This is a genomic window from Candidatus Neomarinimicrobiota bacterium (assembly GCA_034716895.1).
GTDB lineage: Bacteria > Fidelibacterota > UBA8477 > UBA8477 > JABMPR01 > JABMPR01.
Genome location: JAYEKW010000018.1, coordinates 1 through 21,101, shown reverse-complemented (window position 1 = coordinate 21,101; position 21,101 = coordinate 1). Strand labels below are relative to the sequence as shown.

Genomic DNA, 21,101 nt, shown 5'->3' with positions numbered 1-21,101 from the left:
TTTAGCAAATTTTTACAGAACAAGCTGATTTTCACCAAATATTCTCCTATATTCCAGATCGAAAAATGGAGGACTTATGATTGAATATGATGAACATATTGACGACGAACTGAAGACTATGAATGAGGGGGAATCCTCAATTAAGAAGTCTGCTACTGAAGCCATTCATCTTGATGCCCCCATCACAACAGTTAAACTGAGAAAACCTGTGACAATTGCAGGTGAAACAAGTGTAGCTGATTGCCTGGAACTGATGAGAGAAGAACGGATAGGTTGTCTTCTGATCACAGAAAACAAGCAGGTTGTGGGTATTTTTACCGAACGAGATATAATCAGAAGAATTGTTGGAAAGAATTTGGCTCACAAAGATATTAATGTCAGTGACTACATGACATCAGACCCCGATACCTTAACAGAAGATGCACCGCTGGCTTTTGCCCTGAACTACATGGTTCTGGGTGGCTATCGACACGTTCCCATTGTTGATGAAAATAATTCTCCAGTGGCCTGCTTATCAATTAAAGATGTTATCAAGCATATCGGGAATCATTACTTCAGCGAAATTGTGAATTTACCACCCACACCGAAGAATCCTGGTTGGGCAACTGTGGATGGTGGCTGATCAATAGTTTTACTGCTGGGTAATAAGAGAATATTTGTATCGTTTTGAATCAATTTCCTGATATTGCTGAACTACAGGCAGTTCTATTTGACTTTGATGGCGTTGTTGTTCAAAGTGAGGATGTTTACGATCGTGTAACCGAAAAACTAGCGGCTCACTATGATGCGGAAATTCCATCGTCTTTCTGTAATGAAAACCGAGGCATCGCAATAGCGCTTTTTTATCAACGATTCAAGACCGCCATTAAGCTGAATATTGGTGATCGTGAACTGGAGGAAAATTGTCGCAGGATTCTTTGGGATGAATTTTCAACTTCCGTCCAATTCACCCAGGGTTTTAACCAGTTTTTCGACAAAATTCGAGGACAAGTGCCTCAAGTCGCTTTAGTGACAGCTACTTCCCGCCCTCTGATAGAGAAGATATTCCAAAGCTCAAATATCACAGTTGATTTTGATCAAATTGTAACGGCCAATGATGTTAAAAGAGATAAACCGGCTCCGGATCCTTACCTCATGGCCTGTACACTATTGGGGGTTAAGCCAGGTCGTGCTTTGGTTATCGAAGATTCACCAACAGGTTTACGTTCGGCCACAGAAGCGGGTTGTCAAACAGTTGGAATCACCACAAGTTGCGATCGGGAATCTTTAAAAGAGGCGAATTTTGTTGTTGACAGCTTCGGTGAACTCGAAGAACTTTTAACCATTGTGTAAGGAAAGTGAATGAGTTGGTATAAACAGTTTGATCTGATGTGGGTTCCTGTTCTTGATTTCGAAAGAGCGAAGTCTTTTTATTCGGAAGAGCTTGAGTTTGAAATGGTGTTGGAAGACCAGAATTCAAGTTGGGCTGAGTTTCAGATCAGTCCCGGCGCCAAGATCGCCATTCACGGTGTTAAGGTGACCAATGCGAACCCCATCGGTGCGTTGGTTCTGGACGTAGACAACCTTGAGAAATCGGAACTCTGGCTTAGAGGCAAAGGTATCAAGCTTACAGATAAAGAAGAAATACCCGGTTTAGCTAAACTGGCATCATTTACAGATCCCGATGGTAATGTTATTCAACTAAGCCAATCGTTGGTAGGGTAATCAACTTTTTATGAGCACTATCATTCTGGATTCAGCCATGGGAACTCGCCTCGAAGAAATGGGGCATAAGCTATCTGCTCCACTCTGGTCGGCAACCGTGCTGCAATCTGATCCAGATGATATTGTTAAGATCCATAAAGACAATATTGAAGCCGGGGCTCAAGTTATTACAACGAACACTTTCAGGACTACACCCTATTCATTACACCAGGCCGGTTTATCTGGTGTGGATGCTCACACCCGCGCACGAGCGCTAACCCTCCTGGCGATCAGGTTAGCCTGGAAAACGGTTAAAGAGTCTGGCAAGGACATCAAAATTGCGGCAGCAATCGCTCCCCTGGCTGATTCCTGGAGGCCCCAGGATTTCCCCGGAAATATTATCTCCCGCCCCTGGCATGACGCCCAGTTGGACAATCTAGCCCATAATTCGACAGATATCCTGCTCCTGGAAAGTATGAACTCGGCCAGGGAAGCAAAAGGTTTGACCGAACTTGCTCTGCGATATGAAAAACCGGTATGGGTCTCTTTTTCATTAAACCCAGAGGGACAGATTTATAACGGAGATGAATTGATGACGACTGCTGCATTTCTTGAAAAAAAAGGTGTGTCAGCTATCGGTGTGAATTGTTCAAGTTTTGAAGCTTCGCTAATAGCTTTAAAGTCTCTTAGAGAAGTCGTGTCCATTCCCCTGCTGGCTTACCCCAGTGTCGAACTTGGTGGTCCGAAGAAAAAGAAAAGAAAAATATCCCCTGAAGATTTTGTGGCCTGGGCTGATACTGTCAAAGAGATCGGTGTTGAATTCATCGGTGCCTGTTGCGGGTCTGATCATACCTACATCAAAGCCTTGGCGGATCACAATAGTATCTGATTCACTCCGCTTGCTGGATCAAAACAACTTTACCAATAAATTACTCCTCTGGTTTCACACAGAACGCGCTTCTGTTGCCGTTCCGGGAAGAACTGAATCAGATCCTTATGCTATCTGGATAGCAGAAGTTATGCTTCAGCAAACCCAGGTTACAACAGTTTGGCCATATTACCGGAAATGGTTCACGGATTTCCCTGAAATCACTGATCTGGCAGAAGCCAGCCTGGACCACGTGCTTAAGCTTTGGGAAGGTTTAGGTTACTATTCCAGAGCTAGAAATCTTCATAAAGCAGCGAACTATATTTTAGAAGAATTTGAGGGTCGTCTGCCATCATCGGTTGACCAACTGCTGAAAATTCCAGGTATTGGTCCCTATACTGCTGCAGCGATAGCCAGTCTGGCTTTTGGTCAGGCTGTTCCGTTGATCGATGGTAATGTCCTGCGGGTTTTTTCCCGACTGGAACGAATTAATGAAAACATTACCCGGCCTCAGATCAAAGCGATTCTCAGAGATCAGCTGAGTCAGTTAATTTCTGTTGAGCAGCCAGCGGCTTTTAATCAGGGACTAATGGATCTGGGACGGGTGATCTGCACTCCCAAACATCCCAATTGTGAAAGTTGTCCAATTGCAAAAGTTTGTGGCGCATTTCAAGCAGGTCGCGTGGAAGACTATCCGGTGAAACCCAGGAAATCGGCAATTCCTCACTATAACATAGTGATCGGTCTCATTAAAAAAGATGGACAAATTCTAATCCAGAAGCGACCACCCCGAGGATTGCTGGGCGGATTATGGGAGTTTCCTGGTGGCAAGATCGAACGAGGTGAAAGTCCTGAGGTCGCCTTGCTGAGAGAGATCAAGGAAGAAACGACTCTTGAAGTTGAGTTGGCAGAGACAATCGGAACCATCCGCCATGCTTATACTCATTTCAGGATTACTCTGGTGGCATTTTTTTGCGACTGGCGCAAAGGTGAGGCCAAAACTCATGCTGCCACCGAGAACCGTTGGATCTCAATGAATGAGCTTGACCAATTTGCTTTTCCAAAAGCCAATCTGAAAATCCTGGAGCTGTTAAAGCGTTGATTTGTAATAAATGCGCAACGCAATTATTACCACGCGGAAATAGCTATAATAAATTATTTATGAGCCCCTTTCCGGTTAGTGTTGAAGGCGCTGAATCCGGGGTGTATATTTGCCGTCAAATTTGACAAGCACACCCTGTCGAACCGTGTGATGACAACAACAATTGAATGAATTGAAACCAAAGGTTCAGGACAATAGAATTATGACAAAAATGTTTCAGGCAGGACCTCAAGGGAAAAATATTAAATCTGATTGCCAGGTTCTCTATTACCCCGGGTCAGAACCGCTGAAAATCAAAATCGAAAGCAAAGTTCAAGTTCTGTTTTCGAAGGCGATCCGCGAGTTAGCGGAAACGACACTGGCGACATTAGGAGTTAAAACAGGTGTCGTTCAGATCAAAGATTTTGGAGCCCTTCCCTTTGTGATGATGGCGCAGATCGAAACGGTTGTAAAACGAGCACATCCCGAGCTGAAAAATGAAGCTCTCCCGGCCCTGAAGGAGCATGCCAGGTATGCAACATCACCCGGTCGCTTTCGCCGTAGTCGTCTTTATCTGCCGGGTAACCAGCCCAAATTATTTTTGAATGCAGGTATCCATAAACCGGACTGCATTATTCTTGATCTGGAAGATTCTGTCCCTCCAGCCGAAAAAGATGCCGCGCGATACATGGTCAGAAATACACTTAGAACTCTTGATTTCTTTGGATCAGAGCGTTTGGTGCGTATTAACCAGGGTGAGCTGGGTATGCAAGATCTGGAAGCCATTATTCCTCATAACGTACATGTGATCCTCTTACCCAAAGCTGAAACAGCCGAGCAAGTGATTGCCATGGATCAAAAAGTGCAGGAGATTCTCAAGCGGGAAGGGATCGATCGTCCCGTCTACTATATGCCTATTCTGGAAAGCGCCCTGGGTGTTCTGAATGCCCATGAGATTGCCATGGCCAGTAAATTCAACGTAGCACTTGCCATGGGACTGGAAGATTATACAGCAGATATAGGAACCGAAAGAACATTGGAAGGTAAGGAATCATTTTTTGCCCGCTCCATGTTGGTCAATGCTGCCCGGGCTGCCCGACTCCAGCCTATTGCCACAGTTTTTAGTGATGTAAATAATGAAGAAGCTCTGCGAGCCAATGTGCGAGAGAATAAATCACTGGGTTTTGATGGTATGGGCTGTATCCACCCCCGACAAATCAAACCGATCCATGAAGAATTTGCCCCAAGTGAAACAGAGATCACAAAAGCCAAACGGATCATTATGGCTGCTGACGATGCTGAATCACGAGGTCTTGGTGTAGTGGCCGTTGGCTCAAAAATGATCGATCCACCTGTAGTGAAACGAGCTGAACGAACGATTCGCATGGCAGTAGATACTGGTATGCTTCCGGATAACTGGAAGACAGAAGCTTAACCACAGAATGCACAGAGATCACAGAGATTGTTAATGGTCAAAGATCCAATCGTATGAGTAAAGAAGAATTAGCAAAGCTCAATGAATTATCAGAGATAATCATCGGTGCGGCGATTGAAGTGCACAGAAATCTCGGACCAGGATTATTTGAGTCAACGTATGAAGCCGCCCTGTATTATGAATTAAGTGTGCTAAAAAATCTACAGGTTCTACAACAAGCACCTATAAATGTCATCTATAAGGGTCAGAAACTAAGTGTTGGTTACCGAATTGATCTTCTTGTTAATGATCTAATCATTGTGGAATTAAAAGCCGTTGAGAAGATTTCCGATGTACACCTGGCTCAAACATTGACTTATCTAAAACTAAGTAACAAACATCTGGGCTTGATCATTAACTTTAATGTCAAACTACTGAAAGACGGAATTAAGAGAGTACTAAACAATATATAGCTCGATACTCTCAACTTCTCTTTAGCAGCAAAATGGAAAAGATTAAATAAATATGGATTCGAACCTCAACTCACCAGAGATAAGCACAAGCAAGCTTTACCAGACATTTTACTCCGTGTCCTCTGTGATCTCTGTGGTTTAAAAAAAGGTTAACGATGAAAAAAAAGTATGAATTTGTAAAGAATGCTGCTGGACGACTGGTGCCGACAGAAGTTAACGGTAAAAAGCAAGTCCCTTTCCAGGGAGTTCATGGCTACAAGCCGGAAGGCCGCAAAGCCGCACCACTTATAGCTACCTGTTCAGATTATCCCATGGATGGCAATAAAGTGGTGGGTTCTCTTAAGGAAGCTTTGCAGAAAGCTGGATTGAAGGACGGCATGACCATTTCATCACACCATCATTTCCGCAATGGTGACTTGATCATGAATCAGGTTTTTGATGCTGCAGCCGACCTGGGTGCAAAAGACTTGATGTGGTTCCCCAGCGCTGCATTCCCTTGTCATGAACCCATGACAAAACACCTGGACAGTGGGGTGATCCATCATATTGAAGGCTCCTTGAATGGTCCCCTGGGTAAATATGCTTCAGAAGGAAAAATGGATGGTTTGGCCGTCCTGAGATCCCACGGTGGTCGCTGGCAGGCAGTCCAGGATGGTGAGGTTCATATCGATATTGCGGTGATCGCAGCTCCTACTGCAGATCAGCTTGGAAATGCCACCGGAGATCGAGGACCTTCAGCTTGCGGTCTGCTCGGATTTGGCCTGGTAGATTCACAATATGCTGATAAAGTTATTGTTGTCACAGATAATCTGGTTCCGTTTCCTTGTATTCCCTGGCAGATCCAGGGGCAAAATGTGGACTATGTAGTAGTCCTTGATAAAGTTGGTGAACCAGAAAAGATCGTTTCCGGAACCACTCAACTGACCAAATCCCCCGACCGTCTTTATATTGCAGAATTGACCGCTGAGTTTGTTAAGGCAGCCGGAATAATGCAGGATGGCTTCAGTTTTCAGGGTGGAGCAGGCGGAACCTCTTTGGCTTTTGCCATCTACTTAAAGGACATGATGAAAAAAGCTGGAATCAAAGCTCGGTTTGTGCGAGGTGGCTCAACCAAATATCTGGTGGAGATGCTGGAAGAAGGTCTTACTGATTATGTATTGGATGGTCAAACATTTGATCTGGAGGGCGTCCGATCCATGCGGGAGAATGAAGGTCATGTGAATACATCGCCCTTCACCAGTTACAACTGGCATGGAAAAGGTAATTTTGCCTCCATGGTGGATGTGGTTGTTTTGGGCGCAACAGAGGTTGATGTAAATTTTAACGCCAATGTTGTGACGCATTCAGATGGACAAATGTTGCATGGGATCGGTGGTTGGCAGAATTGTTTATTCAGCAAATGTACTATCCTGCCCATTCCAGCTTTCCGGGATCGAATTCCGGTAATTGTTGACGAAGTAACCACCATTGTGGGCCCAGGGGAACTTGTTGATGTGATTGTTACCGAGCGCGGTATTGCCATAAATCCTTTACGGAAAGACCTGATTGAGGCCACCAAAGACAGTGGTTTGCCCATTCGTACCATTGAAGAACTAAAAGCTGAGATTGATGACCTCATCGGCGGTGTACCCCAGAAACCCAAGCTTACAGATGAACCAATTGGAGTAGTGAAGTGGGTTGATGGGACGGTGATTGATACGATTTTTAAAATAGAAAAATGAAGTAAGTAAAATTCCTTACTTAAATATATTCACCTCCCCGATTCTTTGAATCGACCCTCCTCAAGGAGGGTAAATGAGATAAGTTATGACTGTACCTGAACACCTATTAAAAAGAAGTAAACAGCTACGAGATAAACAGACTCCAGCTGAAAATGTTTTGTGGTCTTTGTTAAGGGACAGGCAGTTAGGTGGTTTTAAGTTTAGACGGCAACATGTTATTTTCAGTTATATCGTAGATTTCTGTTGTTATGCAGAAAAATTAATCGTGGAGCTGGATGGCGCTTATCATATGGCGATAAAAGCAAAGGAACACGACAATCAGAGAGAAGCCTTTCTAAGCGCAAATGGATATCGAATCATTAGATTTAAAAATGTTGATGTTTTCGATCAACAGGAACAAGTCCTGCAAACAATATTGGCATATATAAAGCAGGTCCCCAGTCAGGGCAGTGCATTAATCTCCCCTCGGGGAGATGTCACAACGGGTCGGGACAGAGAGGGTTCCTCGACTAGAAAAAGACCAACTATTTAATAAACAAAGTGGAGAAAACATGAGAGATAAAGTTTTAAAAATCTGGCCGGAAATTAACTGGATCAAAGACGATGAGTTGAGAGAGAAAACCCTGGATGCGTGGGTTTGGGCCATTGAAAATAGCGTTCTGAGTCCAGAGGATCTGGAAGTGATTCCCTTCTCTTTGCTTATTAAAGATGTGGATGTCTCGTTTATGAATCATAAACGAACTTGTGTTCAACTTGCTGTGGATATTGCCAAGCGCATGCAGGAGAATTTTGGTGATTCCATGCAGATTGATATGGATATCCTGATCTCAGGTGCTATCCTTATTGATATTGGTAAATTGCTTGAATACGAGATGCAGGATGGTAAGCTGGGTACAAGTTCCATGGGCAAGATCGTGCGCCATCCCTTTAGCGGTGCCTCAATTGCGTTCAAGTTTGGATTACCACCTGAGGTTCAGCATATTATCGGTACCCATTCGAAAGAGGGTGATCTGGGTATGCGGACAACCGAATCCATCATTGTTCACCATGCCGATTTTGTTTCCTTCGAGCCCTTTAAGGCATAAGGGCACAGAAGCGCTGAGGTCGCAAAGAGATCAAAGAACAAAAAAATCCGTGCAATCCGTGCAATCAGTGGTTGCTTAATTGAAAGGACAACACACATGTTTCGTATAGTAATTATGGTGCTCTTTGGGGCTAATCTGCTTTTTGGTCAGATCCAATTCACTCTACCATCAGTGGCGGCTGTTGATGATCCCCTGGCAGTGAAATATAATCCGGCCGGTCTGGCATTTAACGAACATACTGAAACCATGATGTTCGGACATTTTGATGGCAGCTCTTTCACCAAAGACTTTGCCTACTACAGCCAGAATAAGGCTACTGGATTCGGTTATCAGTGGGATGTGGTTTCCGCAAAAAACATCTGGAGCTTTGGTCAGGGAATAAAGATTAACGAATCTCACGCTATTGGATTTAGCTATTCATATGATGATTCGAAGTGGGGAGAAGGACGCTTTGATGTGGCCTGGATGCATCGTCCGCTGCCCCTGCTGGCAGTTGGCGCCAGCCTGCAGAATGCCTGGTCAGGAATGGATGAATTCGTCAAACTGAATAGTGGTGTTGCTTTTCAAAACCGGAATGGTCGCTGGGGTGCCGGCTTTGAGTTTGGAGTTGTCCGAGACGATTCCGGTTCAGAATTAGACTATGTAACCAGTCAAGCCGTGAGCTTTTTTGTAGAACCAGTGGAAGGTTTGCGGGTAAATGCATTCGCTGACTTGAATAACACAAGTAGCGTTGGCATATCCTTAAGTTTTCTCATGCCGGACTTCGGTGTTGAAAGCCATGGTGTCTCTGATAAGATGAACTCTCAAACCATTGGTTTCAGGACAACGGTCAATCCCTATCGTTCTGTTTTTGATAAAAAACCAGTCAAAAAAGATGAAAAGACCTACATCAGAATAAAACTGGATGGATTACTCATTGAAGAACCTGAAGTAAAAAAACCCAATATCCCATTCAAGATCGATCTGAATATTCCCTTTATTGGTGAATCGGTGGTCTATGGCAAACAGCTAAAAAAATTCATCGATCAAATACAGGAATATACGGATGATCCTGATATCCACGGAATGGTCATCGATCTGGGACATTTCAGAGGTGGTTTTAGCAAAATATCTGAAGCCCGCTTAGCTTTTCAACGTTTTCATGATGCGGGTAAGCAGATCATTGTTTATAGCAAATTCGGCCTGTCGAATCCCACCACATATTTGCTGTCAATGGCTGATGAGATTTATATTCACGAAATGGCAGGTGTTGATCTACGAGGCCTGGCAATGGAAGTGACCTTCTTTCGCGGATTACTCGACACCCTTTCAATTGTCCCGGAAGTTTGGCGGGTGAGTCCCTTTAAAACAGCCGCAGACCCCTTTCTACAGGATAAAATGTCTGAAGCCATGCGCACAAATTATTCTCAGTTGCTCCAGAGTGTCTATGATCAGTTTGTGGCCGGTATTGCAGCAGGTAAAGATTGGTCCGAGGAGCAAACTATAGAGGTGATCAATAGTGGCCCCTACATGTTGCTAGAGGATGCTATCGCTGCTGAATTGATCACTGGAAGTATGTATCCAGATGAGTTTGATGATTACATCAAAGATCTGAACGATGGAAAAATAACCATTATTAAACCTAAAAAGAGAAAAGATGTTTCGCCTTATCAGTATGCCTGGCGTGATGATAAGGTTAAAAATAAAATAGCTGTGATCTATGCTGTTGGCGGGATTGTCAGTGGCAAAAGCAAGCCGGGTCCTTCTGGATCAAAGAATATGGGTGATGAAACTATTGCTGGAGCTATCAAAGCAGCCCGTGAAGACAAAAGTATAAAAGCGATTGTCTTGCGGATCGATAGTGGCGGTGGTTCTGCCCTGGCTTCTGATATTATGTGGCGCGAAGTGCTTAAAGCTACGGAAACAGACTCAGCCAATATCAAACCCTTTATTGCTTCCATGTCTGATGTGGCCGCCTCAGGTGGCTATTACATTGCTTGCCAGGCCGATAGTATTATTGCCTATCCGTCTACAATTACAGGCTCTATTGGGGTTATCGGGATGCGTTTAAACTTCTCTCAGCTAAAAGAGCGGTTCGGGATTCACGCTGAAGGCATTAAAATGGGTGACCATGCTGATTTTGGCAGCGGTAGTCGTCTGGCTACAGATGAAGAAGATGAGATGATTTTGGCTTCCATCAATGATGTCTACATCAAATTCAAGGAACGTGTTCTTAAAGGACGGGATGCTCTTGATGACATAGAGCGCCTGGATAGTCTTGCCCTTGGTCGAGTTTGGACGGGGACAGATGCGAAGGAATATGGTCTTATTGATGAAGTCGGTGGTTATTACGATGCCATTGAATTGGCCAAGCATGCAGCTGGTATCACTGGCGATGTTGAGATCGTTGAATTGCCTAATTATCAATCCAAAATGGATTTCAAAAAATTAATAGGCGGGGATGCCAGTATTGACCTGGTCTCGATGCAGGTTCTGGAATCGATCAAGGTCATGGATATTATTCCCATCCTTGAAGGAGGCGAGATTCAAATGATCATGCCAGTTAAGATCGACATTAAATAAAAAAGGAATTGATATGTCACAAAATTTAATTGAGAAGATCGCCCAGAAATATGCTGTAGACCTGGAAAAAGATCACACCGTTCAGAGTGGAGATTTTTTATCTATTTCCCCAGCTCATGTTATGACCCATGATAACACCGGTGCCGTTATGAATAAGTTTAAAGCAATTGGTGCCACAAAGATATCAAATCCGCGTCAGCCGGTTTATGCCTTGGACCATAATGTTCAGGACAAGAGCGAAGAAAATCTGAAGAAGTATGCTGGCATTGAGGCTTTTGCCAAAGAAATGGGGGTTGATTTTTATCCAGCTGGTCGTGGTATTGGCCATCAGATCATGTGCGAGGAAGGCTATGTCTGGCCAGGTAGTATGGTAGTGGCTTCAGATAGTCACTCTAATATGTATGGTGGTCTTGGTGTGCTGGGGACGCCCATCGTCAGAACAGATGCCGCCGCGATCTGGGCGACAGGGAGAACCTGGTGGCAAGTCCCGCCAGTTGCCAAGGTAGAGCTCACCGGAAAGTTAAAGCCCGGTGTTACTGGAAAAGATGTTATCATCACCCTGGCCGGACTGTTCAATCATGATGAGGTGCTGAATCATGCTCTGGAATTTGTAGGTGACGGACTGTCATCGCTAAGTATTGATCAGCGATTGACCATTGCCAATATGACCACTGAATGGGGTGCTTTGGCTGGAGTGTTTCCCATTGATAATGTGACCTATCAATGGCTTGAAGATCGTATTTTGTTTGTGGAAAAAAGAGGTTTATCTGGCATCCCATCAGATGCTGATGCCTCAAACGGTATTTCTCCTCGAATGAACTTTGAGCACATTTCCAAGCTAAAACAGAAAGCTCCCTATGCTGATCCTGATGCTTTTTATGCCAAAGAATTGACGCTGGATCTAGCTACCGTTGAACCCAATATTGCTGGTCCTGATAATGTGAAAACCATGACAGCCGCCAAAACCATGGAACAGTCCAAGCTCAAGATCCAGAAAGCCTACCTGGTTTCCTGTGTCAATAGTCGGGTTGAGGATCTGGCGGAAGCAGCTCGAACGATCGAAGGACAGAAAGTGGCTGATGGGGTTGAGCTTTATGTGGCGGCTGCTTCAAGTGAAGTTCAGGCGGAGAGTGAGACTCGGGGTGACTGGCAAACCTTGGTAAATGCCGGAGCTATAACCCTGCCACCAGGATGCGGACCCTGTATCGGCCTGGGTGTTGGTCTTCTGGAGGAAAATGAAGTGGGTATCTCTGCCACCAATCGAAATTTCAAGGGACGCATGGGAGCGAAAAGCGCTAAAGCTTATCTGGCATCTCCAGCTGTTGTGGTTGCTTCAGCCGTTGCTGGACATATTGTCTCACCCTACGAATACAACGAGGCTAAACCCCAGGGCAATATCAAGACCAATGAAAAGCCGACTGGTGAGGCTAAAGCTGTTTCGATTCTGGATGGATTTCCCACAGAGTTGAAAGGGAACATCCTGTTCTGTCACCAGGATAACCTGAATACGGATGGTATCTATCCCGGAAAGTACACCTATATCGATGATTTCACGCCGGAACAACAGGCTGGTGTTGTCATGGAAAATTATGACACAGATTTTGTTAATATGGTTGAAAAAGGTGACTTCCTGGTGGGTGGTTTCAATTTTGGAACTGGTAGTTCACGGGAACAGGCTGCTACTGCCTTAAAATATCGGGGAATCTCCCTGGTGATGGCGGGTTCATTCAGTGAAACCTATAAACGGAACGCCATTAACAATGGGTTTATGGTTCTGGAAGCTCCTGAATTGGTCAAAGATCTGTTGGAAGCTCATGGTCGCGATAAACTCACTGTTGCTACGGGAATTACAGCCACCATGGATTTTGGAAAAGCAACTTTAACTTATAATGGCAAGACCTATACATTAAGTCCGGTTGGTGCTGCTGCCCAGGAACTGGTGTTGACTGACGGCCTGGAGAACTGGGTAAAAGGCAGGTTATAAGTAAAAAGTTATCATTGTAAACGCAAAATATATTGATATATTGCGATTACAAACGCAAAAAATAATGATATATTGCGCATGATGTGAGTTGGATTATGGTCAGAAGGTACCTACAAGAGAAAATAACAGCTTCTTTTTCCCGAGGCAAAGCCATCGTATTAATGGGGGCTAGACAAGTAGGTAAAACCACTTTGGCAAAAACGATTTCTACCCAAGTTGGTCTCAAAACTCTATGGTTAAACGGGGATGAACCTGATGTACGAAAGTTGCTTACAAATACGACTTCAACTCAATTAAAAAGCTTGATTGGCTCTCACGAGCTTCTGGTTATAGATGAAGCGCAAAGAATCACAAATATCGGTCTTACTTTAAAATTGATTGTAGATGAAATCCCCTCAGTGCAGGTTGTAGCAACGGGTTCGTCTTCTTTTGAACTTGCAGATAGAATTAGTGAACCCCTTACGGGCAGGAAAGATGTGTTCTATCTGTTTCCACTCTCGTATCAAGAATTGTGTGGCCATACCAATGTATTGGATGAATCAAGAAACCTTGAGCACCGGATGATCTTCGGCTCATATCCAGATGTTATCAATAATCCAGGGGAAGAGATCAATATTCTCAGCCAATTGTCAGACAGTTATCTGTATAAAGATTTGTTTGCCTATGATAAGTTAAAAAAACCGGAAATTCTGGAAAAACTGTTACAGGCTCTGGCATTACAACTTGGTCAACAGGTTAGCTACAATGAACTAGGACAGGTTATTGGTGCAGATAATCAGACGGTTGAACGCTATATTTATCTACTGGAAAAATCATATGTCATATTTCGACTAGGGTCTTTTAGTCGAAATTTAAGAAATGAGCTTAAAAGATCGCGAAAGATCTATTTTTTGGACAATGGAATACGTAATGCGGTAATAAAAAATTATGCACCCTTAGCATTGAGGTCTGATACAGGAGCATTGTGGGAAAATTATCTTTTAAGTGAACGTTTAAAAGCTAACCAATATTCAAGACGTTGGGTAAACTCATATTTTTGGCGTACTCGATCACAACAAGAGATTGATTATCTTGAGGAAAGAGATGGTCAACTTGCTGCTTATGAGTTCAAATGGAACCCGAAAAAAAAAGCTCAAATCCCACCAATGTTTTCAAAAGCATATCCCCAAGCGGCATTCCAGGTTATTACACGAGATAACTATACGGAGTTCATTCAGACATGAATTTAGAGAGAGCCATTCAACCAGAGAAAATTAGAGTAAGGTTATAAGCATGGGCTTCACCACATTCTTAGTAAAGAAAACCACTCCCAAAGGCGTTGAGCCAGGTACCACTGCCTACCGGGGTCATGTTGGTATGCTGGAAGGGTGGGTTTCCATCTTTGGTAATTTTATTTTATTTGTGGTCAAGCTGATCTTTGGCTGGATGGTGAACAGTATTGCCCTGATTGCGGATGCTTTTCACACCCTCTCTGATGTGGGAACCTCTATCGTAGTAATCTTTGGCTTTAAAGTAGCCCAGAAACCAGCTGATAAAGAACACCCTTTTGGTCATGGTCGGGCTGAAACCATTGCAACATTAACAATTGCAATTCTCATGGCCGTCGTAGCTTTTGAGTTTCTAAAGGGCGCGGTAGATCGTCTCTTCTTTTCTGATGTTGATATTGATGTAAGCAAGCTGGATTGGCTGTTTATTGGAGTAATAACCCTGACAGCAGCGGGGAAGGCCTGGATGGCTCATTTTGCTTATCAGCTGGGAGATCTTATTGATTCCGACGCCTTACGGGGTGATGCCGTTCATCATAAAAGTGATGTTTATACCACCGTCCTGGTAATCTTGGCCTTGATCGGTGCTTATTATGGGATTCCATATGTAGATGGCATCATGGGCGTGGGCGTGGCAATCATGATTCTGCACGCTGCCTATGATATTGCCAAAGACGCCATCGATGATCTCCTGGGCAAACCTGCTACAGCTGAGTTCATTCAGCAGATTAGCGATATAGCTACATCAGTGCCTGGCGCCCGACAAGTCCACGATGTGGTTGTCCATAATTATGGAGACCAGAGTTTTATCTCACTCCATATTGAGATCGATGAAGCAACCTCGCCATCAGTAGCTCATCATATTGCTGATAACGTGGAGCACAAATTGGCTCATGAACTGAATGCTCAGGTGGTTACCCATACTGACCCGGTAGCCATATCAGGTGAATGTGTTAAAAAGGTTCGTCAAATTGTTGAAAGCATTCTGGCAACATTTGGTGAGCAATTCCGGATCCAGGACCTGCGGATCGTGGGTGAAAACCCCGTAGAGGCTATTTTATTTGAATTACCGGTTCCACCAGATTGTCACCAGAAGATCGAAATTGAGTCTGCCCTGCATGATGCTCTAGCTAAGATCTACCCACGAGCCGGGGTGATCATAGAGTTTAAAGCGCAGATGACAGAATAGCAAAGTAGCAAGGTAGAAAGGGACAGGGCGAAAATTGACAAGTGGTAATCCAAAAGTTAAGCTTCAGCATTTTACTGAGCTAGTCGTCTGGGAAATTATTGCTTTATCTAGTTTCCCTTGAAGTTATGTATTCCCCTCCTTTCAGGAAGGGTGGATCGCGAAGCGAGACGGAGTGGTTTTATCCTTGAAAAGATAATCGTATCAATAATTGTGGACCATCTAGATATTTATGAGAAAGAATAGAAGACTGCATCAAAGGACATCCTTAAAAAAATCATGACTAAATTTCCATACAAACACATCATCTGGGACTGGAACGGAACCCTTTTGGATGATTCCTGGCTCAGCGTTGCTGTGATCAACAAGGTGTTGGCTAAACGCAACATGCCCACCATTGATCATGAGCACTACACCAGTATCTTTGGGTTTCCAGTGATTGATTATTACAAAAGATTGGGTTTCGATTTTAAGGACGAATCCTTTGAAATTATTGGAACTGAATTTATTGATGGATATGAAGCTCAAAAATTTGAGCTGGAGCTCCATGATCAAGTCCCACAGGTACTGAATTCACTGAAAAAGCTAGGCGTGACCCACTCCATCCTGTCAGCCTACAAACAAACCTTTTTTGAAGAATTAATCGATCATTTTAACTTAAATGATATGTTTATCAAGGTGATTGGTCTAGACAATCATTATGCCCATAGTAAAGTTGAAAATGGGATTCAATGGATGTTGGAACTGCCCTTTGAGAAGTCGGAAGTTCTTTTCGTGGGAGATACAGAGCACGATTTTGAAGTGGCAGAAGCAATTGGCATAAATTGTGTCTTAATCCCAGGAGGCCACCAAACCAGAGAAGTGTTGGCGAAATCCAGCGCGATTATTTTAACAGAACTAATGGAAATACCGTTATTGACACAAAGACTCGAAGTTTCACAGAAATCAAATTAGTGTATCTTTGTGACTTAGTGCCTTGGTGGCTACAATATGAAAGTGCTACAGAGAAGTATAAATATTAATTATTCAATATCAACGAAGGAGAAAATCGTGTCAAAAAGAACAATCGTAAGTATGCCCGGTGATGGGATTGGAAAACCTGTTTTAGATGAAACCATTCGCGTCCTGGATGCAGCTGGATTTGAAGCAAACTATGTAGAAGGTGATATTGGTTGGGAGTTTTGGCGGAGTGAAGGAAATCCACTTCCTCAGCGTACTTTAGACCTCATTGCTGAACATAAAATCGGCTTATTTGGTGCTATTACATCCAAGCCTAAAGATGAAGCCTTTGAAGAACTTTCACCTGAGTTAAAGGAAAAGGGGTTGGTTTACTCAAGTCCCATCGTTGGATTGAGACAGCATTTTGGTCTGGATATTTGCTTACGTCCCTGTCGCACCTACAAGGGTAATCCCCTGAACTTTATTCGCCGAGCAGCTGATGGTGGTGTGGATGAACCAGAAGTTGATGTGGCCATTTTCCGTCAGAATACTGAAGGTCTTTATGGTGGCGTAGAGTGGAGCAATCCACCAGCCCAGGTGCATGATGCTTTGATGACCCACCCTAAATTTGTATCAAACTTTGGCGATACACCCATTGAAGAAGTCTCTGTTTCGACCAGGATCTTCACCAAGAAAGCAACTGAGCGTATCTTGCGGGCAGCCTTTGAACACGCCAGGAAATACGACTATAAATCCGTTACGGTTTGTGAAAAACCCAATGTGATCCGCGAGACATCCGGTATGATGTACAAGATGGCTCAACAGATACAGAAAGATGACTTCCCGGGAATTGAACTATGGAATACCAACATTGATGCGCAAATGATGTGGTTGACCAAGAATCCTGAAAATTATGGTGTCATTGTTGCTGGAAACATGTTCGGTGATATTGTTTCTGATGGGTTTGCCGGTTTGATCGGTGGACTGGGCTTCGCCTGTAGTGCTCAATACAATCCTGAAACGGGCATTGGTGTCTTTGAGCCAACGCACGGATCAGCACCGAAATATGCTGATTATCCCACATCCATTGTGAATCCTATTGCCATGGTTGAATCCGCCTGCATGATGCTGGACTTTATTGATGAGCAGGAAATTGCCACCAAGATCCGTAAAGCCGTTGCTGAAGTTGTATCAGAAGGAAAAGTACGGACCTACGATATGGCCAAGATGACTGGCAAAGCAGATGTGGTTGAAAAAGGCGCTGCCTCAACTGTTGAAATGGCAGATGCCATCATAGCAAAACTTTAAACAAACCACGGATTACTCGGATTTCACAGATTAATGGTTTTTAGAGACAAGAAACTTGTACACGAGGATTTGACATATAAGATTATAGGTTGTGCATTTGAAGTTCATAAGGAGCTGGGTCCTGGTTTTCTGGAGTCGGCTTATGAAGCTGCAATGAAAATCGAGTTGAAAGCTGATAATCTTGAAGTGATATCTCAGAAACAATTTCCCTTGATCTATAAAGGGGTCAAGATTAAAGATTTTTTCTGTGATCTGGTTGTTGAAGACAAGGTAATTGTAGAACTGAAAGCGATCTCAAGAATAACTGATATTGAGAGAGCCCAATTGCTCAATTATTTAAAAGTTACAGGTATTAAAGTTGGCTTGATAATAAATTTTGGACAAACCTCACTTAAACATGTGCGTATGGTATTATAGGCAGTAAAACTATAAATACAATCCGTGCAATCAGTGTAATCAGTGGTTGCATTTAAAAAGGAGTAAGAATTGGAAAAATCAATCGCAAGACAAATGGCCGAGTTTGCTGTCGGGTTAAAATATGAAGACCTTCCGGAAGATGTCATTTATGAGGTAAAGCGTTATCTCTATGATTCTATCGGATGCGCTTATGGAAGCATGAGCACTCATGATGTAAAATCCATGCTGGAGATCTATCAGGAAATGGGTGGAGCAAGCGAGTCAAAAGTGATCGGGTTTGGTGATGAAATGCCAGCTGTGAGTACAGCCCTGGTAAATTCATTGATGATCCGAGCTTTGGATTTTAATGATATTTATTGGAAAGATGATCCAAGTCATCCCAGTGATATCATTCCCGCCGCTTTATCTATGGCAGAAAAAGTGGATACCTCCATGAAGGATGTCATCGTGGCCATCGTTCTGGCTTATGAATTTGAAATGCGGATGTGTTTGTTTGCCAAGCCAGGTGTTCGTGAGCGCAAGTGGCACCATGCTACCCTGACTCAGTTTGTATCACCCGTTGTGGCCGGGAAAATGTTAGGTCTAACCGTTGATCAGATGGTGAATGCCATTGGTATAAATGGTTGTCATAATCACACCATTGGTTGTCCCACAGCAGGTGTTTTAACCATGATGAAAAACACAGTGGATCCCATGGCGGTTCAGGCCGGTGTATTTGCTGCATTATTGGCTCAAAAAGGTTTTTCTGGAACGGAAAAGGTTTTCGAAGGCAAAGAGGGTTTCATGGATGCCTTTGTGGGATGGGATGCCAAGAATGAAACTGAGAAGCCTACTGACATGGAAGGCCGTGACGGTATTTCGTCCTGGTCGTGGGATGTTGAAGCTTTAGTCGGTAACCTGGGAGAGAGCTACAAAATATTGGAATGCGGTATGAAAGCCTTCCCCACGGAAGCGTTGACCCACACGCATATCTCTTGTGCATTAAACGCCATGATCAAAAATAATTTGGATTATACGGATATTAAGGAAGTCAAGGTCACAGCTTTTGCTCAGGCTTACGACATTCTTTTTGATCCCACGAAATATCGTCCGGAATCCAGGGAAACAGCTGATCACTCATTACCATATTGTATGGCAGCGGCCATAGTGGATAAAAAGATCACAACCGGTTCCTTTTCTGATGAGAAGCTGAAGGATCCCAAGATCTTTGAAGTGATTGATAAGATCATTGGCGAGCCCTCACTGGAGTTTGAAAAGATGTTTCCGGCCAAACAGCCTTCAAGGGTTGTGGTAACAACCAATGATGGCCGTCAGTTTGAAGAATATCTGGAATATCCCAAAGGTGATCCCCGGGAGCCAATGACAATCGAAGATCTCACAAACAAGTTTAATAGTCTGGCCAATGGTGTGTTAAGTGAAGCCCGTTTGGTAGAGATCAAGGGTTTGATTTTTGATTGTGAAAAAGTCTCAGCTCGGGAGTTTATGTCAGCATTGGTGGTTTAAAAAACAAACCACGGATGACACGGATTTCGCGGATTAAGTCTTTGCGCCTGACTGGCGCAATTCTGATTAACTGCATGGACTTCTCCCCTGGGGGAGCTGGCTCGAATCCTGGCAGGCCTGGACTTGGGCCAGAGGGGGCTTATGAATAAACTGGCGGCTGAGCTTGTCGAAGCCCTCATTTAATTGACAACCCCTGCTTCGGCGAATATATTGCGCCCGCTTTTTGCGCCATTAAGAGGTTTTTCTCCCACTGTCATCCTGAGGCTCTCCAAGGATAGAAAATAAGAGAACGACGTCGCAAAAGAGTGTAAAACCGGATTCACTGCACCGCTGGCTCAATTGGTAGAGCAGTTGACTCTTAATCAATTGGTTCCAGGTTCGAGTCCTGGGCGGTGTACAAAACTAACCCCCTGTATATTAGGGGGTTACGTGTTTTTAGGGGTGGATATCATACCCGAATCACTCCCACCATTTCATCATATTTCATCGAATTATATGCAAATAATGGGGACATAGCGGGGAAGGTTTTTTCTGTGCGGGTAAAAAATGCGCCTGAGTGGAAAATCCGGAGGACTTCGGACACCGATTCCGGAAGTTACCGGACACCGATTCCGTTTTTTACCGGACAGTGATTCCAGAAGATATCGGACACTTTCGAGGTGTCGGCCGGAATAATATTTAAAACCCCCTTGGCGATTTCATTAGGGTTGCCAGTCTCCTGTTCAGGGTGAACATGTCCTCTTTTAAATAAAGAGGATATCTATGAGAAGAAAGACACTCAAGAACAGCCCGCCTCATCGCTGGGCAAGGAGATTAAAAATGAAACATATCCGCAAGATAATAGAGCTGCATGAGCTGACAGGTCTATCAGTTCGTACGATCAGGAATGCTCTGAATTTGCCTCGATCCACAGTCAACGACCACCTCAAGGCCTACAAAGCAAGTGACCTGAGCCTGGATCAGATCCAGACGCTGAATGATGATCAGATATACACGGCCCTGTTTGGTGAGAAGGCCAAGGGTTCAGACAGACCCTTACCAGACTTCGCTAAAATGAATACCGAGTTAAAAAAGAAACATGTAACCCGTTCCCTGCTATGGGAGGAATACCGTGAACAACATCCCGACGGGCTGGGCTACTCTCAGTGCTGTGAGCACTACCGCCTCTGGTCACAAAAGGTGAGCATCAGTATGCGTCAAGTGCATAAAGCTGGTGAGAAGATGTTCGTTGATCACGGTGGGCACTTCAAAATGGGCCACCCTGCTCGGTGGGCACTTGTTACCCCCCTCAAGTGGCCCAGTCTGACTTGACTTTTCAACATCAGAAGTGCTGTGGTCACTGGTGGATTGATCAATACTGTCAGCTGATAAAGCTGTTTACTCTCGTTCCCATTTCTTGCGATAGATTGAAATTGTATCACGGTGTATACCGGTGGTTCTCTTGATCTTACGGTTACTCCAGCCCAGTGTGATAATCGTTTGACAATGTCTTGTTTTTCCATCTTTAGAGTATTTCCCATCTATTTGGCTCTCCTTGTTTTTACAAAGAAAACCTAACGGTTTTTCGCTCTAAAGGTGGCCTGTTTTCAAGTGCCCCTTAGTGGCCCACTTT

19 protein-coding genes and 1 tRNA gene are annotated in these 21,101 nt (G+C 43.9%); all 20 read left to right on the top strand.

The genetic code is table 11. From position 1 onward, the window contains the following. The first annotated feature begins 76 nt into the window (after nt 1–76). Complete coding sequence (locus tag U9Q77_01770; protein MEA3286092.1) at nt 77–622, top strand: CBS domain-containing protein; 546 nt, start codon at nt 77–79, stop codon at nt 620–622. 44 nt (nt 623–666) lie between these two features. Beyond that, nucleotides 667–1,332 carry an HAD family phosphatase gene (locus tag U9Q77_01765; protein MEA3286091.1) on the top strand — a complete coding sequence of 222 codons (666 nt, stop codon included), beginning with the start codon at nt 667–669 and terminating at the stop codon, nt 1,330–1,332. Nucleotides 1,333–1,341: 9 nt separating this feature from the next. After that, nucleotides 1,342–1,704 carry a VOC family protein gene (locus tag U9Q77_01760; GenBank protein ID MEA3286090.1) on the top strand — a complete coding sequence of 121 codons (363 nt, stop codon included), beginning with the start codon at nt 1,342–1,344 and terminating at the stop codon, nt 1,702–1,704. A gap of 10 nt (nt 1,705–1,714) precedes the next feature. Continuing rightward, nucleotides 1,715–2,572: a homocysteine S-methyltransferase family protein gene (locus U9Q77_01755; protein MEA3286089.1), complete on the top strand. Its 858-nt coding sequence runs from the start codon at nt 1,715–1,717 to the stop codon at nt 2,570–2,572. Next, nucleotides 2,496–3,653 carry an A/G-specific adenine glycosylase gene (gene mutY / locus U9Q77_01750; protein ID MEA3286088.1) on the top strand — a complete coding sequence of 386 codons (1,158 nt, stop codon included), beginning with the start codon at nt 2,496–2,498 and terminating at the stop codon, nt 3,651–3,653. The genes U9Q77_01755 and mutY overlap by 77 nt, the downstream gene beginning before the upstream one ends. A gap of 202 nt (nt 3,654–3,855) precedes the next feature. Continuing rightward, nucleotides 3,856–5,067, top strand: a complete 1,212-nt coding sequence (locus tag U9Q77_01745) for an aldolase/citrate lyase family protein (protein ID MEA3286087.1) — start codon at nt 3,856–3,858, stop codon at nt 5,065–5,067. Between the two features lie 53 nt (nt 5,068–5,120). Next, nucleotides 5,121–5,519, top strand: a complete 399-nt coding sequence (locus U9Q77_01740) for a GxxExxY protein (GenBank protein ID MEA3286086.1) — start codon at nt 5,121–5,123, stop codon at nt 5,517–5,519. A 155-nt stretch (nt 5,520–5,674) separates the two neighbouring features. Then, entirely contained in the window at nt 5,675–7,240 is a 1,566-nt protein-coding gene (gene citF, locus U9Q77_01735; GenBank protein MEA3286085.1) for a citrate lyase subunit alpha, read from the top strand. A gap of 85 nt (nt 7,241–7,325) precedes the next feature. Then, the gene (locus U9Q77_01730) at nt 7,326–7,772 is read left to right on the top strand and encodes a DUF559 domain-containing protein (GenBank protein MEA3286084.1); all 447 of its coding nucleotides are present in this window, start codon (nt 7,326–7,328) and stop codon (nt 7,770–7,772) included. 19 nt (nt 7,773–7,791) lie between these two features. Continuing rightward, the gene (locus U9Q77_01725) at nt 7,792–8,325 is read left to right on the top strand and encodes an HD domain-containing protein (GenBank protein ID MEA3286083.1); all 534 of its coding nucleotides are present in this window, start codon (nt 7,792–7,794) and stop codon (nt 8,323–8,325) included. Nucleotides 8,326–8,421: 96 nt separating this feature from the next. Beyond that, a complete protein-coding gene (sppA, locus tag U9Q77_01720) occupies nt 8,422–10,887 on the top strand; it encodes a signal peptide peptidase SppA (protein MEA3286082.1) in 2,466 nt (821 codons plus the stop codon). Nucleotides 10,888–10,900: 13 nt separating this feature from the next. Next, nucleotides 10,901–12,871, top strand: a complete 1,971-nt coding sequence (gene lysF, locus U9Q77_01715) for a homoaconitase (GenBank protein ID MEA3286081.1) — start codon at nt 10,901–10,903, stop codon at nt 12,869–12,871. A gap of 95 nt (nt 12,872–12,966) precedes the next feature. Beyond that, entirely contained in the window at nt 12,967–14,094 is a 1,128-nt protein-coding gene (locus U9Q77_01710; GenBank protein MEA3286080.1) for an ATP-binding protein, read from the top strand. Nucleotides 14,095–14,143: 49 nt separating this feature from the next. Next, nucleotides 14,144–15,325 carry a cation diffusion facilitator family transporter gene (locus U9Q77_01705; protein ID MEA3286079.1) on the top strand — a complete coding sequence of 394 codons (1,182 nt, stop codon included), beginning with the start codon at nt 14,144–14,146 and terminating at the stop codon, nt 15,323–15,325. Between the two features lie 276 nt (nt 15,326–15,601). Beyond that, nucleotides 15,602–16,276, top strand: a complete 675-nt coding sequence (locus U9Q77_01700; protein ID MEA3286078.1) for an HAD family hydrolase — start codon at nt 15,602–15,604, stop codon at nt 16,274–16,276. 96 nt (nt 16,277–16,372) lie between these two features. Continuing rightward, complete coding sequence (locus U9Q77_01695) at nt 16,373–17,569, top strand: isocitrate/isopropylmalate family dehydrogenase (protein ID MEA3286077.1); 1,197 nt, start codon at nt 16,373–16,375, stop codon at nt 17,567–17,569. A gap of 33 nt (nt 17,570–17,602) precedes the next feature. Continuing rightward, a complete protein-coding gene (locus tag U9Q77_01690) occupies nt 17,603–17,986 on the top strand; it encodes a GxxExxY protein (GenBank protein MEA3286076.1) in 384 nt (127 codons plus the stop codon). A gap of 69 nt (nt 17,987–18,055) precedes the next feature. Further along, nucleotides 18,056–19,489, top strand: coding sequence for an MmgE/PrpD family protein (locus U9Q77_01685; GenBank protein MEA3286075.1), 1,434 nt, complete (start codon nt 18,056–18,058; stop codon nt 19,487–19,489). A gap of 324 nt (nt 19,490–19,813) precedes the next feature. After that, a tRNA-Lys gene (locus tag U9Q77_01680) sits at nt 19,814–19,886 on the top strand. Nucleotides 19,887–20,308: 422 nt separating this feature from the next. Continuing rightward, nucleotides 20,309–20,800, top strand: coding sequence for a hypothetical protein (locus U9Q77_01675; GenBank protein MEA3286074.1), 492 nt, complete (start codon nt 20,309–20,311; stop codon nt 20,798–20,800). The last annotated feature ends 301 nt before the right edge of the window (nt 20,801–21,101 follow it).

Coding starts and splice junctions, on each gene's coding strand:
- U9Q77_01770 (MEA3286092.1), top strand. CDS start 77: ATGATTGAATATGATGAACATATTGACGACGAACTGAAGACTATGAAT.
- U9Q77_01760 (MEA3286090.1), top strand. CDS start 1,342: ATGAGTTGGTATAAACAGTTTGATCTGATGTGGGTTCCTGTTCTTGAT.
- U9Q77_01755 (MEA3286089.1), top strand. CDS start 1,715: ATGAGCACTATCATTCTGGATTCAGCCATGGGAACTCGCCTCGAAGAA.
- U9Q77_01745 (MEA3286087.1), top strand. CDS start 3,856: ATGACAAAAATGTTTCAGGCAGGACCTCAAGGGAAAAATATTAAATCT.
- U9Q77_01740 (MEA3286086.1), top strand. CDS start 5,121: ATGAGTAAAGAAGAATTAGCAAAGCTCAATGAATTATCAGAGATAATC.
- citF (MEA3286085.1), top strand. CDS start 5,675: ATGAAAAAAAAGTATGAATTTGTAAAGAATGCTGCTGGACGACTGGTG.
- U9Q77_01730 (MEA3286084.1), top strand. CDS start 7,326: ATGACTGTACCTGAACACCTATTAAAAAGAAGTAAACAGCTACGAGAT.
- U9Q77_01725 (MEA3286083.1), top strand. CDS start 7,792: ATGAGAGATAAAGTTTTAAAAATCTGGCCGGAAATTAACTGGATCAAA.
- sppA (MEA3286082.1), top strand. CDS start 8,422: ATGTTTCGTATAGTAATTATGGTGCTCTTTGGGGCTAATCTGCTTTTT.
- lysF (MEA3286081.1), top strand. CDS start 10,901: ATGTCACAAAATTTAATTGAGAAGATCGCCCAGAAATATGCTGTAGAC.
- U9Q77_01710 (MEA3286080.1), top strand. CDS start 12,967: ATGGTCAGAAGGTACCTACAAGAGAAAATAACAGCTTCTTTTTCCCGA.
- U9Q77_01705 (MEA3286079.1), top strand. CDS start 14,144: ATGGGCTTCACCACATTCTTAGTAAAGAAAACCACTCCCAAAGGCGTT.
- U9Q77_01700 (MEA3286078.1), top strand. CDS start 15,602: ATGACTAAATTTCCATACAAACACATCATCTGGGACTGGAACGGAACC.
- U9Q77_01690 (MEA3286076.1), top strand. CDS start 17,603: ATGGTTTTTAGAGACAAGAAACTTGTACACGAGGATTTGACATATAAG.
- U9Q77_01675 (MEA3286074.1), top strand. CDS start 20,309: ATGAAACATATCCGCAAGATAATAGAGCTGCATGAGCTGACAGGTCTA.